This is a genomic window from Humibacillus xanthopallidus (genome assembly GCF_006717145.1).
In the GTDB taxonomy this organism is placed as follows: Bacteria; Actinomycetota; Actinomycetes; order Actinomycetales; family Dermatophilaceae; genus Humibacillus; species Humibacillus xanthopallidus.
This window is the reverse complement of sequence record NZ_VFQF01000001.1, coordinates 1541659-1558949: the sequence shown is the minus strand read 5'-3', so window position 1 is coordinate 1558949 and position 17291 is coordinate 1541659. Positions and strand designations below refer to the sequence as shown.

Here is a 17291-nt window from a genome sequence, read left to right as displayed (position 1 = left end):
GTGACCACGAGCTCCACCGCAGCGCCCCGAGGCGCCCGCAGCACCGCCACCAAGACCGCCGCCACGACCGCAACGAAGACCCCGACGAAGCGGGTCGCGTCGCGGCTGAGGGTCAAGGACGACGAGTCCCCGTGGAGCGAGGCAGAGATTGCCGAGGTGCGACAGATCCTCATCGACGAGATCGAGGAGCACCGCGCCGAGGTGGCGGTCGCGGAGCACGAGCTCGACGAGGTTCTGCGGGCCAGTGGCGACGGCGCCGGCGACGACCAGGCCGACGCCGGGTCCAAGACCGCGGAGCGCGCCCACGAGATCTCGGTGGCCGCCAACGCCCGCGCCGGCCTGCTCCAGGCCGAGCACGCGCTCGAGCAGCTCGAGGCCGGCACCTACGGCATCTGCGAGAACTGCGGCAACCCGATCGGCAAACTTCGACTTCAGGCCCGTCCTCGTGCGACCCTGTGCATGCCATGCCAGGAGAAGCACGCTCGCCACTGACCCCGGACCCCGCCACGTCGACGCCCCTCGAGGGCGTCGACGGCGCGTCCAGCCCCGACGACCAGCCCGCCGGCGCGCCCGAGGGCGCCACGCGGCATACCCCCGCGGATAGCCCACAGGAGGCCGAGCCGGCCGCCGACGAGGGGCGGCCCTCGAGCCGCAGACGCAGACGCCTCTTCGCGCTGCTCGCGATCGTGGCCGTGACCGCCTACGTCACCGACCAGGTGAGCAAGGCTGTCGCCCTCAACGCGTTGGCCGACGGCCTGGCCCGCCCCTTCATCGGTGACTTCATCCGTCTCAAGCTGATCGGCAACCCGGGTGCAGCGCTCTCGCTCGGCGCCGGCAACACGTGGGTCATGACGGCGATCGCGGTCGGTGTGCTCGTTGCCATCGTCTTCGTCGCGAAGGGTCTTGGCTCACGCGCGTGGGCCATCGCCCTCGGGCTGCTCCTCGGGGCAGCCCTCGGCAACCTCACCGACCGCTTCGTGCGTCCGCCGGGCGGCGGTCAGGGGCACGTCGTCGACTTCCTCGACTACAACCGGTGGTTCATCGGCAACGTCGCAGACATCTGGATCGTCAGCGCAGCCCTGCTCATCGTGCTGCTCGCCCTGCTCGGCATCGGGGTCGACGGACGCCGCGACCGTGACGTGCGCGCCGCCAAGGCGGAGTCCGAGCGCGCCGGCGCAGGCTCCGAGGACGGTGGTGACCGTGCCTGACGTGCGCACCGTTCTCGTGCCCGACGGACTCGAGGGTGAGCGGGTCGACGCCGGCGTCGCCCGCCTCTTCGGGGTCTCGCGCACCAAGGCCGCGGACCTCGCCGCCGACGGGCACATCAGCCTCGACGGCAAGACCGTCAACAAGTCCGAGCGGCTCGTCGCCGGCTCCATGCTCGAGGTGTCGCTGCCGCGGCCCGAGGAGCGGCCCGGCCTCGAGGTCGTGGCCCAGCCGGTGCCCGGCATGACGATCGTCCACGACGACGACGACATCGTCGTCGTCGACAAGCCGGTCGGCGTCGCGGCCCACCCGAGCGTCGGCTGGGTCGGCCCGGACGTCGTCTCAGGCCTCGCCGCGGCGGGCTACCGCATCTCGACGTCCGGCGCGCCGGAGCGTCAGGGGATCGTGAGCCGGCTCGACGTCGGCACGTCGGGCCTCATGGTGGTCGCGAAGAGCGAGACGGCCTACTCCCGGCTCAAGCAGGCCTTCCGCAGCCGCACCGTCGACAAGACCTACCACGCGCTCGTCCAGGGCCTGCCCGACCCCGTCGTCGGCACCGTCGACGCGCCGATCGGCCGCCACCCCGGCCACGACTACAAGTTCGCGGTCATGAAGAACGGCAAGCCGTCGGTCACGCACTACGAGGTGATCGAGGCCTTCCGGCACGCGAGCCTGCTCGACATCCACCTCGAGACCGGCCGCACGCACCAGATCCGGGTGCACTTCGCGGCGCTGCACCACCCGTGCTGCGGGGACCTCATGTACGGCGCCGACCCCAAGCTCGCGGCGCGGCTGAAGCTCGAGCGGCAGTGGCTGCACGCCGTCGGTCTCGGCTTCGAGCACCCAGGCACGGGGGAGTACGTCCACTTCGAGAGCCCCTACCCGGAGGACCTCCAGCGGGCCCTCGACATCGTCGCGAGCTTCTGAGACCTTCACCTTCGACCTCACCCTCAAACCCTTGCAGCGTATGCCGTCCGGGTCGTGCGGCGCATCGTCCGCGGTCGCGTGCGGGGTGCCGGCGACACCCCGACGCGACACGCCGAGGGGTGTCGTCGGCGAGGCTTAGACTCATCCACGATGTCGACCCACGCCGCCCCGAAGCCTGACCAGAACTTCGTGCACCTTCACGTGCACACGGAGTACTCCATGCTGGACGGGGCGGCCCGCATCGGCGACCTCTTCAGCGAGGCGGCGCGGATGGGCATGCCGGCCCTCGCGACAACCGACCACGGCTACGTCTTCGGCGCCTACGAGTTCTGGAAGAAGTCGCAGGGCACGGGGGTCAAGCCGATCATCGGCGTCGAGGCCTACATCACGCCCGGCACGCACCGCTCCGACCGCACGAAGGTCAGCTGGGGTGATGGCGGCCGCGACGACATCTCCGGTGGCGGCGCCTACACCCACATGACGATGCTCGCCCAGAACAACGAGGGCATGCACAACCTCTTCCGGATGAGCTCGATCGCCTCGCTCGACCAGGTGTACACGAAGTGGCCCCGTATCGACCGTGAGCTGCTCTCCACCTACGGCAAGGGCCTCATCGTCACGACCGGGTGCCCGTCGAGCGAGATCCAGACCAAGCTGCGCTTCGGGATGTACGACGAGGCGCGCGAGGTCGCCGGGGAGCTGCGCGACATCTTCGGTCCGGAGAACGTCTACGTCGAGCTCATGGACCACGGCCTCGAGATCGAGCGGCGCACGCAGCGCGACCTCATCCGCCTCGCCCGCGACCTCGGCCTGCCGCTCGTCGCGACCAACGACCTGCACTACACGCGGGCCGAGGACGCCAAGGCCCACGCCGCCCTGCTCTGCGTCCAGTCGGGCTCGACCCTCATGGACCCCAACCGGTTCAAGTTCGACGCCGACGACTTCTACCTCAAGTCCGCGGCCGAGATGCGCCACCTCTGGCGCGAGCTGCCCGAGGCCTGCGACAACACGCTGCTGATCGCCGAGCGCTGCGAGGTCTCCTTCGAGGAGGGCGAGGGGCGCTACATGCCGCGCTTCCCCTGCCCTCCGGGTGAGGACGAGACGTCGTGGTTCATCAAGGAGGTCGAGACCGGCCTGCAGCGCCGCTTCCCCGAGGGGGTGCCCGACTACGCGCGCAAGCAGGCGGCCTTCGAGGAGGACGTCATCGTCTCCAAGGGCTACCCGGGCTACTTCCTCGTCGTCGCCGACTTCATCAACTGGGCCAAGCGCAACGGCATCCGCGTCGGGCCCGGCCGCGGCTCGGGCGCCGGATCGATGTGCGCCTACGCGATGGGCATCACCGACCTCGACCCGGTGCCGCACGGCCTCATCTTCGAGCGCTTCCTCAACCCCGAGCGCATGTCGATGCCCGACTTCGACGTCGACTTCGACGAGCGCCGGCGTGGCGAGGTGATCCGCTACGTCACCGAGAAGTACGGCGAGGAGCGCGTCGCGCAGATCGTCACCTACGGCACGATCAAGGCCAAGCAGGCGGTCAAGGACGCGAGCCGCGTGCTCGGCCACCCCTTCTCCATGGGTGAGAAGCTCACCAAGGCGATGCCGCCGGCCATCATGGGCAAGGACATCCCGCTCGCCGGCATCTTCGATCCGCAGCACAAGCGCTACAACGAGGCCGCCGACTTCCGTGCCGTGCACGACGAGGACCCCGCCGCCCAGGAGGTCGTCGCTACCGCCCTCGGCCTCGAGGGCCTGAAGCGCCAGTGGGGAGTCCACGCCGCCGGCGTCATCATGAGCAGCGAGCCGCTCATCGACGTCATCCCGATCATGCGCCGCCTGCAGGACGGCCAGATGATCACGCAGTTCGACTACCCGAGCTGCGAGTCGCTCGGCCTCGTCAAGATGGACTTCCTCGGGCTGCGCAACCTCACGATCCTCGACGACGCCCTCGAGAACATCGAGCTCAACCGCGACGAGGTCATCGACCTCGACGCCCTCTCCAAGGACATGACCGACGCGGCGACCTACGCCCTGCTCGGCCGCGGCGACACCCTCGGCGTCTTCCAGCTCGACGGCGGCGGCATGCGGGCGCTGCTGCGCCTCATGCAGCCCGACAACTTCGAGGACATCTCGGCCGCCCTCGCGCTCTACCGACCGGGCCCGATGGGCGTCAACGCCCACACGAACTTCGCCCTGCGCAAAAACGGCAAGCAGGAGCTCATCCCGCTCGACCCGCAGCTGAAGGGCAAGCTCCAGCAGGAGATGATCGAGGCCCTCGACCCCATCCTCGGCATGACCTACGGCCTGGTGATCTACCAGGAGCAGGTCATGGAGATCGCGCAGAAGCTCGCCGGCTACACGCTCGGCAACGCCGACCTGCTGCGCCGGGCCATGGGTAAGAAGAAGAAGGAGGTCCTCGACGCCGAGTACGTCCCGTTCAGCGAGGGCATGAAGGCGCAGGGCTTCAACGAGGCCTCGATCGCCGCGCTGTGGGGCGTCCTCGTGCCGTTCTCGGACTACGCCTTCAACAAGGCGCACACGGCGGCATACGGCCTCGTCTCCTACTGGACGGCCTACCTCAAGGCGAACTACCCGGCCGAGTACATGGCGGCGCTGCTGACGAGCGTGCGCGACGACAAGGACAAGTCGGCGCTCTACCTCAACGAGTGCCGGCACATGGGCATCAAGGTGCTCCCGCCCGACGTCAACGAGTCGATCGCGAACTTCGCCGCCGTCGGCACCGACATCCGCTTCGGTCTCGCGGCGATCCGCAACGTCGGTCTGCCCGTCGTCGAGGCGATCATCCGCACCCGCGAGGAGAAGGGCGCGTTCGCCTCCTTCAAGGACTTCCTCTCCAAGGTGCCTGCCGTCGTCTGCAACAAGCGCACGATCGAGTCACTCATCAAGGGCGGCGCCTTCGACTCCCTCGGCGAGAGCCGCCGGGGTCAGGTCGAGGTGCACGAGCGCTACATCGACGCGCTCGTCGAGGTGAAGAAGCAGGAGGCCATCGGCCAGGACAGCCTCTTCGGCTCCTTCGGCATGGACGAGGCCACCGACGCCGGCGGCCCCGGCGCCTTCGACGGCCTGCCGCCGGTGCCGCCCCTCGAGTGGGACAAGGCCACGCTGCTCTCCTTCGAGCGCGAGATGCTCGGCCTCTACGTGTCCGACCACCCGCTCTTCGGCATCGAGCACATCCTCGCCACGCACGCCGACACCCCGATCGCCTCGCTGCTCGGCGACGAGGGCAAGCCCGACGGCACACCGGTGACCGTGGCCGGGCTCATCACGAGCCTGCAGCTCAAGCGCACGAAGAAGGGCGACCTCTGGGCGATCGCCACGGTCGAGGACCTCGACGGCGCCATCGAGTGCCTCTTCTTCCCGTCGGCCTACATGACGTACTCGACGATGCTCGCGCAGGACACCGTCTGCGCGATCAAGGGCAGGGTCAGCGCCCGCGACGACTCGATCTCGATCTTCGCCCAGGAGCTGACCATCCCCGACATCAAGGAGGGTCCGCGGGGTCCCGTCGTGCTGAGCCTCCCGCTGGGGCGCGTCACGCCGGCCGTCGCCGAGAGCCTCAAGCGGGTGCTCGGCGAGCACCCGGGCGCCACGGAGGTGCAGGTGCGGCTCACCCAGCCCGGCCGGTCGGTGCTCATGTCGCTCGACGACTCGCTCCGCGTCAACGCGACGTCGGCGCTCTTCGGCGACCTCAAGGCCCTGCTCGGTCCGGCCTGCCTCACCTGATGACGTCGGCCGAGCGTCGGCGCCTGCGCCGGGCGAGGATGGCGGCGCTCGGGCTCGCGCCCGCCCTCGGCTCAGCCGAGGCGCCGACGTCGGCCCTCGCCGTCGCCCGCGCCCTCGGCGCCCTGCAGGCGCAGGACTACGCGAGCGGGGCGTGGTCGCTCGGCGTGCGCTCCGGGCTCACGGCCGCGCAGGTCGAGGACGCCGTGCGCGCCCGGGAGGTCGTGCGCACGTGGCCGATGCGCGGGACGATCCACTGGGTGCCGGCCGAGGACGCCCGCTGGATGTGCCGCCTCCTCGCGGCCCCCCACGGCACGGCCCTCGCCACCCGCTACCGCCAGCTCGGCCTCGCCGAGACTCACGTCGAGCTCGCCGGACGCCTCTTCGAGGAGCACCTGCGCGAGCCGATGAGCAGGCCCGACGTCATCGCGCTCCTCGTCGAGCACGGCATCGACCCGAGCGACCAGCGCGCCTACCATCTCGTCGGGCACCACTGCATGACCGGCCTCATCTGCCAGGGGCCCCTCATCGGCAGGCAGCCGAGCTTCGTGCTCATCGACGCCTGGGTGCCGCGTTCGCGCACCCCCTCGCGCGAGGAGGGTCTCGCGACGGTCGCCGAGCGCTACGTGCGCAGCCACGGCCCGGTCACCGAGAAGGACCTCGCCGGCTGGCTGCTGAAGCCGCTGGGCCTGACCCGTGAGGCGCTCGCGCTCGTCGCGGACCGCATCGTGCGGGAGGAGGTCGACGGCACCCAGTGGCTGACGCACGTCGACGCGCGCCCGGTGCCCGAGGGCCCGACCGGCGTGCACCTGCTCCCGCAGTGGGACGAGCTGCTCCTCGGCTACAAGTCGCGTGACGTCAGCCTTCCGGCGGAGCACGTCGTCAAGGTCGTCCCGGGCCGCAACATGGTCTTCTCGCCGACGCTCGTCGTCGACGGCGAGGTCGCGGGCACGTGGCGCAGGCAGGCGCGCTCCGGGCGGGTCGACGTGCGGGTGGCGCCGTTCGCCCCGCTCACAGCGGCACGGTGGCGCGAGGTCGAGACGGTGGCGACGGCTTACGGCCGCTTCGTCGGTCAGCCTGTCGAGGTCGTCCGCGTCGAGGAGGCCTGAGTGGCGCGCGGCGGCGTGCCGGCGTCGCCGCTCCCGCCGCGCGACGGGGTCGACGCCCAACGCTTCCGTATGCCGCAGGGCGGGCCCTGGTTGACCCTGCGCGACCACCTCGTGGAGCGGCTCGCGGCCGGCCTCACGGCGGACGAGATCGACCGGATGCTCACAGCAGGGGAGTTCGTGGACGTGGCCGGTCAGCCGGTGCCCGCTGATGCGCCGTTCGTGCCGCGCTCCGTGGTCTGGGCCCATCGCGAGCTCCCCGAGGAGCACGTGCCCCCCGCCGACGTCGTGGTGCTGCACCGCGACGAGCGGCTCGTCGTCGTCGACAAGCCGCACCACATGTCGACGATGCCGCGCGGTCGCCACGTCGTGCACAGTGCCCTGGCCCGCACGCGGGTGCTGACCGGTCTGCCCCGGCTGGCCCCCGCGCACCGGCTCGACCGGCCGACCGCCGGCGTGCTGCTCCTGACGACCGAGCAGCGCTGGCGCGGTGCCTACCAGCAGCTCTTCGCTGCCGGGCTCGTCCACAAGACCTACCTCGCCGTCGCGCCGCTCCGGGCCGAGCTCGACCTGCCGCTCGTGCGGCGCACGCACCTCGTCAAGGAGCACGGCACCCACCAGGCCCGAGAGGTGCCGGGGGAGCGGCCCAACGCCGAGACCCTCGTCGAGCTCGTCGACACGGCAGGCGAGCTCGGCCTCTACCGACTCACGCCGCGCACCGGCCGCACGCACCAGCTGCGCTGCCAGCTCAGCGGTCTCGGCATCCCCATCGCTGGAGACCCGCTGTATCCCGTCGACCGCGCCGTGGCCGACGACGACTTCAGCGACCCGCTCCAGCTGCTCGCGGCCGAGCTGGCGTTCGACGACCCCGTCGACGGGCGCCCGCGGCGCTTCGTCAGCCGGTGGCGGCTGGAGGCGTGGCCGGGGGTGTGGCCGGGGGTGTGACTGGGGGCAGGGCTGGGGCAGGGCCCACGACCGCTGCTGTCACGTGACGTTCACCGGGCGGCAGACAAACGGGGCATCGCTCCGACGCGCGCACGTCACCGCACCGGTCTAGGGTGACCGGCAGACCGCGCCGAGGAGCCGGTCCCCAGGGAGGAATCACATGCTTTTGTCACGTCCTGTCCTGCGTCGGGTCGCGGGGGCCACAGCCGCCGCACTCGCCGTCGGGATCGTCCCCTTCGTCGCGGCCGCGCCGACCGCGTCGGCCGCCCCGAGCGAGCTGTTGATCAGCGAGTACGTCGAGGGCTCGAGCAACAACAAGGCGATCGAGATCTACAACGGCACCGGCGCCACGGTGAACATGTCGGCCTACAGCCTTCGGATGTACTTCAACGGCTCGACGACGGCGACGACCTTCGCGCTGTCCGGCACGGTCGCGGACGGCGACGTCTTCGTCTTCGCATCGTCGGCGGCGTCGGCAGCGATCCTCGCCCAGGCCGACCAGACGACCGGGGCCTCGCTCTTCAACGGGGACGACGCCATCGCCCTCGTCAAGGGCGCGACCCCGGTCGACGTCATCGGCCAGATCGGGTTCGATCCCGGCACCGAGTGGGGCAGCGGCCTCACGTCAACGGCCGACAACACGCTGCGCCGCAAGGCGTCCGTCACGGCGGGCGACCCGAACGGCGGCGACGCCTTCGACCCGTCGGCGCAGTGGGACGGCTATGCCGTCGACACCTTCGACGGCCTGGGCAGCCACTCCGTCGACAGCGAACCGTCCACCGACCTGGCCCCCCGCGTGTCCGCCAGCTCGCCTGCCTCAGGGGCTACGGGTGTCGGGGTCTCCTCGTCCTTGACCGTGACCTTCTCCGAGCCCGTCACGGCTCCGCAGGAGGCGTTCGGCCTCTACTGCGCCGCGGTGGGGGCGGTAGACACGGCGGTCTCGGGCGGTCCCACGACCTTCACCGTCGACCCCGGTCCCGAGCTCGTCCCCGGCGATCGGTGCTCCCTCACGGTCTCCGCGTCCCAGGTGCGCGACGTCGACACCGTCGACCCGCCTGACACCATGACGGACGACGCGGTCATCTCCTTCACCACCACCCCCGCCGGCGACCCGTGCACGCTTCCCTACCAGCGCATTCCGGCTCTGCAGGGCGACGGCGCGTCCGTGACCACGACGAACACCGTGACCACCCAGGGCGTCGTCGTCGGTGACTACGAGGGCCCGTCCCCGGCGCTGCGCGGCTTCTACATCCAGGACCCCACCGGAGACGACAACCCCCAGACCTCCGACGGCATCTTCGTCTTCGAGGGCAGCAACGCCGACACCGTGAAGCCCGGCGACGTGGTCCGTGTGACGGGTCGCGCCAGTGAGAACCAGGGGCAGTCCCAGGTCAGCGCAGGCACCATCACGGTCTGCGGCAGCGGCATCGTCGCTCCGACCGACGTCGTCTTCCCGGTCGCGAACGACACCTTCCTCGAGCGCTACGAGGGCATGCTCGTCAAGCTGCCGCAGCAGATGACGGTCACCGAGCACTTCCAGCTCGGCCGGTTCGGCCAGGTCACCCTCTCGCAGGGCGGCCGGCTCCAGCAGCCGACCAATGTCGTCGCTCCCGGCGCGCCGGCCCTCGCGCTGCAGGCGGCCAACGACCTGCGCAAGATTATCGTCGACGACGGCTCGCAGGCTCAGAACCCCGACCCCATCCCGTTCGCCCGGGACGGAGCTCCCCTCACGGCGGGCAACACGCTCCGCGGCGGCGACACGGCGACCGGCGTCGTCGGCGTCATGACCTACACGTGGGGCGGAGCCACGGCCAGCCCCAACTCCTACCGCGTGCGCCCCGTCGGCGCCCTCGGCGGCTCGGTCGACTTCGAGCCGGCCAACCCGCGCCCGACCAGCGTCCCGGACGTCGGCGGCACCACCCGCGTCGCCGGGATGAACCTGCTCAACTTCTTCAACACCTTCTCCGGCTGCCGCAGCGGTGTCGAGGGCGGCGCCACCGACTGCCGTGGGGCGGAGAACGCGACGGAGTTCGACCGTCAGTGGCGCAAGACCGTGGCTGCCGTCTCGGGCACGGAGGCCGACGTCGTCGCCTTCATGGAGATGGAGAACGACGGCTACGGCCCCGACAGCGCCGAGTCGTTCCTCGTCGACAAGCTCAACGAGAAGGACGGCGCGGGCACGTGGGCGTTCATCGATGCCGACAAGGCCACCGGTCAGACCGATGCCCTCGGTGATGACGCCATCAAGGTGGGCATGCTCTACAAGCCCGGCAACGTGACCCCGGTCGGCCGCACGGCCGTGCTCAACTCCGTCGCCTTCGTCAACGGCGGCGACGCAGCCCCGCGCAACCGGCCGGCGCTCGCGCAGGCCTTCCGCGACAACGTGACGGGCGGCGTCTTCGTCGGGGTGGCCAACCACCTCAAGAGCAAGGGCAGCGCCTGCGACCAGCCCGACCAGGGCGACGGGCAGGCCAACTGCAGCGCGGTGCGCACGCGATCGGCCGCCCTGCTCGCCGACTGGCTGGCCGGCGACCCGACGGGCACGGGAGACCCTGACGTCCTCATCCTCGGCGACCTCAACTCCTACGCCAAGGAGAACCCGATCACGACTCTCGAGAAGGCCGGCTTCACCAACCTCATCGAGAAGTTCAACGGGTCGGAGGCCTACTCGTACGCCTTCGACGGGCAGTGGGGCTACCTCGACCACGCGCTCGGCACGGCGTCGATCACGGCCCAGACCACGGCCGTGCGTGACTGGCACATCAACGCCGACGAGCCCAACGTCCTCGACTACAACACGAACTTCAAGTCGCAGGGACAGATCTCCTCGCTCTACGCGCCTGACGAGTTCCGGATCTCCGACCACGACCCCGTGGTCGTGGGTCTCGACCTCACCGACGACGCGGCCGGCTTCGTCACGGGTGGCGGCTTCATCCAGTCGCCCGCCGGGGCGCTCGTCGCCGACCCGACGAGGGCGGGCAAGGGTGCCTTCCAGATCGACCTCGACTACGCAGCCGGGGCCACGCATCCCACCGGTACGTTCGTCTACAGCCTCGGCGGGGCGGGCACCCCGTTCAGCCTCGCGGGCACGTCGTTCGACTTCCTCGTCATCCGGGGAGACGCAGCCCGCTTCTCCGGGGCCGCGACGGTGAACGGCAGCGCGAGCTACACGTATACCGTCGACGTCCTCGACGCGGGGAAGTCCGACACCTTCCGCCTTCGCGTGACGGCCGCAGACGGGTCGCTCGTCTACGACAGCGGCGTGAAGTCGGCGCAGGGCCAGATCAAGATCCACCGCTGACCGAACCGACACATCGCGGCGGCCCCGGAGTCCTCGGACTCCGGGGCCGCCGTCGTCCGGTGACCGGGAACCTAGACTTCGCGCATGCAGCAGCCCCCGATCGCCCGCCGCTCCCCGGTCACCCGTGCCCACCACGGCGACGTCTTCGAGGACCCCTACGCGTGGATGGCGGACCGCGAGTCGCCCGAGCTGCTCGAGCTGCTCGCCGCCGAGAACGCCTACGCGACCGAGCAGACCGAGCCCCTCCAGCCGCTGGCCGAACAGATCTTCGAGGAGTTCCGCTCTCGCATCGAGGAGACCGACCTCTCGGTGCCTGTGCGCCACGACCGCTGGTGGTACTACTCCCGCACCATCGAGGGGGAGCAGTATGCCGTCGAGGGCCGGGTGGCGCTGGCCGACAACCCCGAGCGGCCGGCCCTCGCCGACGGTCGCCCTCCTGCCGGCGAGGAGGTGCTGCTCGACCAGAACGCCGCCGCGGTCGGCCACGACTTCTTCGGCGTGGGCGCCTCCGAGGTGTCTCCTGCCGGCGACGTCCTGGCGTATGCCGTCGACCTCACCGGCGACGAGCGCTACGACGTGCGCGTGCGGAGCATCGCGACGGGGGAGACCCTCGACGAGGCCGTGCGCGCGACCGGAGGCTCGCTCGCCTGGTCGCTCGACGGCCGGCACATCTTCTACACCCGGGTCGACGACGCGTGGCGGCCCTACCAGGTGTGGCGCCACGAGCTGGGCACTGCGGTGGAGGCCGACGCACTCGTCCACGAGGAGAGCGACGAGCGCTTCTTCGTCGGCGTCGGGTCCTCGCGCGACGACCGGCACGTCATCATCGCGATCGGCTCGAAGACGACGTCGGAGTTCCGCCTGCTCGACGCCGCCGACCCGCTCGGGACGCCCCACGTCGTCGCCGAGCGCCGCCCCGGAGTCGAGTACGACATCGAGCCGATGGGCGACCAGATCCTCGTCACCCACAACGCGAACCGCACGAACTTCGAGCTGGCGGTCGCGCCGGTCACCTGCACGTCGGCACAGGAGTGGGTCGCTCTCGACCTCACCACCGAGGACGAGTTCGTCACCGGTGCAGAGGGATTCGACGACTTCATCGCTATCTCGCTCCGGCGTGAGGGCGGCACCGGGGTGCGCATCGTGCTGCGTGACGCCGACTCGCCGCACGGACTCGGCGAAGCCCACGACATCTCGGTCGGCGAGCCCATCGGCACGATCCACGTCGGGGTCAACCCCGAGTCGTCCACGCCGACGCTCCAGGTCGTGCACGAGTCGCTCGTCACACCGCGCACCGTCGAGGACTACGACGTGCGGGCCCGCACCTTCACCCTGCTCAAGGCCCAGCGCGTGCGCGACGGCCACGACCTCACCCAGTACCGCCAGCGTCGCGAGTGGGCGACCGCACCCGACGGCACCCGCGTGCCGATCTCGATCGTGCACCGGGCCGACGTCGTCGCCGACGGCACGGCGCCCGCCCTGCTGCACGGGTACGGCGCCTACGGCATCCCCAGCGACCCGTGGTTCTCCGTGCTGCGCCTGTCCCTCCTGCAGCGCGGCTGGGTCTTCGCGATCGCCCACGTGCGCGGCGGCTCCGAGATGGGCCGCTCCTGGTACGACGACGGCAAGCTCACCGCCAAGCCGCACACGTTCTCCGACTTCGTCGCGTGTGCCGACCACCTCCGCGACTCGGGCATCGTCGCCCCGGATCGCCTTGCGGCAGAGGGTGGCTCGGCCGGTGGGCTGCTCATGGGAGTCGTGGCCAACCAGGCGCCCGACCGCTTCCGCTTCATCCACGCGTCCGTGCCCTTCGTCGACGCGCTGACGACGATCCTCGACCCGGCGATGCCGTTGACCGTCATCGAGTGGGAGGAGTGGGGCAACCCGCTCGAGGACCCTGCGGCATACGCCCTGATGAAGTCCTACACGCCCTACGAGAACGTCTGCGCGCAGCGCTACCCTGCGCTGCTCGTCACCACGAGCCTGCACGACACGAGGGTCTACGTCACGGAGCCGGCCAAGTGGGTGGCCGCCCTGCGGCACGAGACGTGTGACGATGCCGGGGCGGCGCCGATCCTCTTCCGGACCGAGATGGCGGGCGGTCACGGAGGGCAGTCGGGGCGCTACGACACGTGGCGGCAGTGGGCGTGGGAGACCTCCGTGCTGCTCGGCGCGGTCACCTGACCTGTCCAGCGCGGGGGCCGCACCCTGAGACGTGCGCGGGGGCACCTCCGGGGCCTTTTAGACTCGTACCCATGATGTCAACCCTCGACCTGCGCGGCCGCACGCTCGACGTGCGCTTCCTGCGCGGGGCCCTGCCCCGAGCCGAGTTCGATGTCACGGCCGCCCTCGAGCAGGTGCGGCCGATCTGCGAGGACGTCGCGCATCGTGGGGCTGAGGCGCTGCGCGACCTCGGCGAGCGCTTCGACGGCGTGCGCCCGACCCACCTGAGGGTGCCCGGCGAGGTGCTCCGGGCCGCCCTCGAGGGTCTCGACCCGGACCTGCGCGCCGCCCTCGAGGAGTCGATCCGCAGGGCACGCCTCGTGCACGCCGACCAGCGCCGCACCGACACGACGACCCAGGTCGTGCCCGGCGGAACCGTCACGGAGCGCTGGGTGCCGGTCGACCGGGTCGGCCTCTACGTGCCGGGCGGCCTCGCCGTCTACCCGAGCAGCGTCATCATGAACGTCGTCCCCGCCCAGCTCGCCGAGGTCGGCTCCCTCGCCGTGGCCTCGCCGCCCCAGCGCGAGAACACCGGCGTCTTCGCCGGCTACCCCAACCCGACGATCCTCGCGACGTGCGCGCTGCTCGGGGTCGAGGAGGTGTATGCCGTCGGCGGCGCCCAGGCGGTCGCGATGTTCGCGTACGGCTTCGTCGACGACACGCAGCTCGTCGACGGTGAGCCGGTCGTGTGCGACCCGGTCTCGCTCGTCACCGGCCCGGGCAACATCTGGGTCGTCGCGGCTAAGCGACTCCTCAAGGGCCTCATCGGCATCGACGCGGAGGCCGGCCCCACCGAGATCGCCGTGCTCGCCGACGACTCCGCCGACCCCGACCACGTGGCGGCCGACCTCATCAGCCAGGCCGAGCACGACCCGCTCGCGGCGTCGGTGCTCGTCACCGACAGCGAGGAGCTCGCCGAGGGCACGCGCGCGGCGCTGCGCCGTCGGGTGCCGGCCACGAAGCACTCCGAGCGGGTGACCGAGGCGCTGGAGGGCACCCAGTCGCGGATCGTCCTCGTCGACGACGTTGACGCGGGTCTCGACGTCGTCAACGCGTATGCCGCGGAGCACCTCGAGATCCAGACGCGCGACGCCGCAGCGGTGGCTGCGCGCGTGCGCAACGCCGGGGCCATCTTCGTCGGACCGCACGCCCCCGTGAGCCTCGGCGACTACGCCGCGGGCTCCAACCACGTCCTGCCCACCGCGGGCTGCGCGTGCCACTCCAGCGGCTTGTCGGTGCAGTCCTTCCTGCGCGGGATCCACGTCGTCGACTACGACGAGGCCGCCCTGCGCGGCGTGGCGCGCCACGTCGTCACCCTCGCCCAGGCCGAGGACCTACCCGCCCACGGCGAGGCCGTGACCGCACGCTTCGGCGACGAGGTGCCGCGGTGAGCTCGGGCGGCGCGTCGCCCGAGCAGCCCGAGGGCACGCCGCCGCAGAGCGAGGTGCAGCGACTGCTGCGCCCCGACCTGCGCGGCCGCACCGCCTACGGTGCGCCACAGCTCGACGTGGCCGTGCGGCTCAACACCAACGAGAACAGCTACCCCGTGCCCGCGCACGTCGTCGCGGCCATCCTCGCGGCGCTCGCCGAGGAGATGGCGGGCCTGAACCGCTACCCCGACCGCGACTTCACCGACCTGCGCAAGGCGCTGACCGCATACCTCGAGAAGCAGTCGGGCGTGTCGGTGACCCCCGACCAGGTGTGGGCCGGCAACGGCTCCAACGAGGTCCTGTCGCACATCGTGCAGGCCTTCGGCGGTCCGGGGCGCACGGCGCTCGGCTTCACCCCCAGCTACTCGATGCACCCGATCATCAGCGAGACCCTCGGCACCACCTGGGTCGACGGGCTGCGTGGCACGGGGGAGCCTGACACGTTCGACCTGACCGCCGAGTCCGCGGCCGAGCAGGCGCGACTGCACCGGCCGTCGATCGTCTTCCTCTGCTCGCCCAACAACCCGACGGGTACGGCACTGCCGTTCGAGGTCATCGGCGCGGTTCTCGAGGCTGCCCCCGACGCGATCGTCGTCGTCGACGAGGCCTACGCCGAGTTCGCCCGGCCGGGCACCCGCAGCGCGCTGACGCTCCTCGCCGACCACCCGCGGCTCGTCGTGACCCGGACGATGAGCAAGGCCTTCGCCTTCGCCGGCGGGCGCCTCGGCTACCTCGTCGCATCGGCCGAGTTCGTCGACGCGCTGCGCCTCGTGCGCCTGCCCTACCACCTGTCGAGCCCGACCCAGACGATCGCCCGGGTCGCGCTCGAGCACGCCGACGACATGCTCGGCACCGTCGAGGTCATCAAGCAGCAGCGTGACCGCATCGTCGAGGTGCTCGCACAGCTCGGCGCGACGCCCGTGGCGAGCGACAGCAACTTCGTGCTCTTCGGCGGCCTCGCGGACGAGAAGGCGACGTGGCAGGCTCTGCTCGACGCCGGTGTGCTCGTGAGGGACGTCGGCATCGCCCACCACCTGCGGGTGACCGCAGGCGACCCCGACGAGACCACTGCCTTCCTCGAGGCGATGACGCGTCTGGCGCCCGACCACGTCCGAGCCACCCCAGCCGCCACCCACCTCCCCGCCGAAGGGACGCAGCCATGAGCCGCACCGCCACCATCACGCGGGCCACCTCCGAGTCGTCGGTCGAGCTGACCCTCGACCTCGACGGCACGGGTGTCTCCGACGTGTCGACCGGTGTCCCCTTCTACGACCACATGCTCGCCTCGCTGGCGAAGCACTCCCTCATCGACCTCACCGTCAAGGCGACCGGCGACACCCACGTCGACGTGCACCACACCGTCGAGGACACGGCCATCGTGCTCGGGCAGGCGCTGCGTGAGGCCCTCGGCGACAAGAGCGGCATCTCGCGCTTCGGTGACGCCACCGTGCCGCTCGACGAGGCTCTCGCGCACGCGGTGGTCGACGTCGCGGGCCGCCCCTATGTCGTGCACGAGGGCGAGCCGGAGGGCCAGCAGTACGCCCTCATCGGCGGACACTTCACCGGGTCGATGACCCGGCACGTCTTCGAGTCCTTCGCCTCCAACGCCGGGCTGTGCCTCCACGTCCGGGTGCTCGCGGGGCGCGACCCCCACCACATCGTCGAGGCGCAGTTCAAGGCGGTGGCCCGGGCCCTGCGTGCGGCCGTCGCCCTCGACCCGCGCGTCGTCGGCATCCCCAGCGCCAAGGGCGCCCTGTGACCAAGGACGTCGTCGTCCTCGACTACGGCAGCGGCAACGTGCGCTCCGCCGTGCGCGCGCTCGAGCGCGTCGGCGCCTCCGTCACCCTGACGGCCGACCCCGTCGCGGCCCTCGCGTGCGACGGGCTCTTCGTGCCCGGCGTCGGCAACTTCCACGCGTGCATGGCGGGGCTCGCAGCTGCCCAGGGGCCGCGCATCATCGACCGTCGCCTCAGCGGAGGGCGCCCGGTGCTCGGCGTGTGCGTCGGCATGCAGGTGCTCTTCGAGGGCTCGACCGAGCCGTCGGCCACGCCCGTCGAAGGGCTGGGGGAGTGGCCCGGCACCGTCGAGCGCCTGCCCGCCGCCGTCGTGCCCCACATGGGTTGGTCCGAGGTCGAGGTGCCCTCCGGGTCGGCCCTCCTCCGCGGGGTCGAGCACGAGCGCTTCTACTTCGTGCACTCGTATGCCGTTCAGCACTGGACTCTCGAGCCCTCCGGCGCCTTCGTCCGCGTCACACCCAAGGTCACGTGGGCGCGTCACGGCGCGCCCTTCGTCGCCGCGGTCGAGAATGGGCCCCTGGCCGCGACGCAGTTTCACCCAGAGAAGTCCGGTGACGCCGGAGCCACTCTGCTGGAGAACTGGGTCCGCAGCCTCTGACATGTGGGGCTGACGCCCGAT

General features: G+C 71.2%; 12 protein-coding genes. All 12 read left to right on the top strand.

Going from position 1 to position 17291, the window contains the following annotated elements:
- The 12 genes from FHX52_RS06940 to hisH all read left to right on the top strand — a co-directional run bounded on the left by FHX52_RS06940 (window position 1) and on the right by hisH (window position 17270).
- The gene (locus tag FHX52_RS06940) at window positions 1–492 is read left to right on the top strand and encodes a TraR/DksA family transcriptional regulator (RefSeq protein ID WP_141821095.1); all 492 of its coding nucleotides are present in this window, start codon (window positions 1–3) and stop codon (window positions 490–492) included.
- Window positions 465–1208 carry a signal peptidase II gene (locus FHX52_RS06935; RefSeq protein WP_141821093.1) on the top strand — a complete coding sequence of 248 codons (744 nt, stop codon included), beginning with the start codon at window positions 465–467 and terminating at the stop codon, window positions 1206–1208. Before FHX52_RS06940 ends, FHX52_RS06935 begins: the two co-directional genes overlap by 28 nt.
- Window positions 1201–2133 (top strand): RluA family pseudouridine synthase, encoded by a 933-nt coding sequence (locus FHX52_RS06930; RefSeq protein ID WP_141821091.1) that lies wholly within the window; start codon window positions 1201–1203, stop codon window positions 2131–2133. The genes FHX52_RS06935 and FHX52_RS06930 overlap by 8 nt, the downstream gene beginning before the upstream one ends.
- Before the next feature lie 150 nt (window positions 2134–2283).
- Window positions 2284–5874 carry a DNA polymerase III subunit alpha gene (dnaE, locus tag FHX52_RS06925; protein ID WP_141821089.1) on the top strand — a complete coding sequence of 1197 codons (3591 nt, stop codon included), beginning with the start codon at window positions 2284–2286 and terminating at the stop codon, window positions 5872–5874.
- Window positions 5874–6980, top strand: a complete 1107-nt coding sequence (locus FHX52_RS06920; RefSeq protein WP_246069650.1) for a winged helix DNA-binding domain-containing protein — start codon at window positions 5874–5876, stop codon at window positions 6978–6980. Before dnaE ends, FHX52_RS06920 begins: the two co-directional genes overlap by 1 nt.
- Window positions 6981–7922: a pseudouridine synthase gene (locus FHX52_RS06915; protein WP_246069649.1), complete on the top strand. Its 942-nt coding sequence runs from the start codon at window positions 6981–6983 to the stop codon at window positions 7920–7922. It abuts the gene before it with no gap.
- Between the two features lie 160 nt (window positions 7923–8082).
- The gene (locus FHX52_RS06910; RefSeq protein ID WP_141821087.1) at window positions 8083–11223 is read left to right on the top strand and encodes an ExeM/NucH family extracellular endonuclease; all 3141 of its coding nucleotides are present in this window, start codon (window positions 8083–8085) and stop codon (window positions 11221–11223) included.
- Window positions 11224–11307: 84 nt separating this feature from the next.
- Complete coding sequence (locus FHX52_RS06905; protein ID WP_141821085.1) at window positions 11308–13407, top strand: S9 family peptidase; 2100 nt, start codon at window positions 11308–11310, stop codon at window positions 13405–13407.
- 71 nt (window positions 13408–13478) lie between these two features.
- A complete protein-coding gene (gene hisD / locus FHX52_RS06900; protein WP_141821083.1) occupies window positions 13479–14837 on the top strand; it encodes a histidinol dehydrogenase in 1359 nt (452 codons plus the stop codon).
- Entirely contained in the window at window positions 14834–16039 is a 1206-nt protein-coding gene (locus tag FHX52_RS06895) for a histidinol-phosphate transaminase (RefSeq protein WP_141821081.1), read from the top strand. The genes hisD and FHX52_RS06895 overlap by 4 nt, the downstream gene beginning before the upstream one ends.
- Window positions 16036–16635, top strand: a complete 600-nt coding sequence (gene hisB, locus FHX52_RS06890) for an imidazoleglycerol-phosphate dehydratase HisB (protein WP_141821079.1) — start codon at window positions 16036–16038, stop codon at window positions 16633–16635. The genes FHX52_RS06895 and hisB overlap by 4 nt, the downstream gene beginning before the upstream one ends.
- Complete coding sequence (hisH, locus tag FHX52_RS06885) at window positions 16632–17270, top strand: imidazole glycerol phosphate synthase subunit HisH (RefSeq protein ID WP_141821076.1); 639 nt, start codon at window positions 16632–16634, stop codon at window positions 17268–17270. Before hisB ends, hisH begins: the two co-directional genes overlap by 4 nt.
- The last annotated feature ends 21 nt before the right edge of the window (window positions 17271–17291 follow it).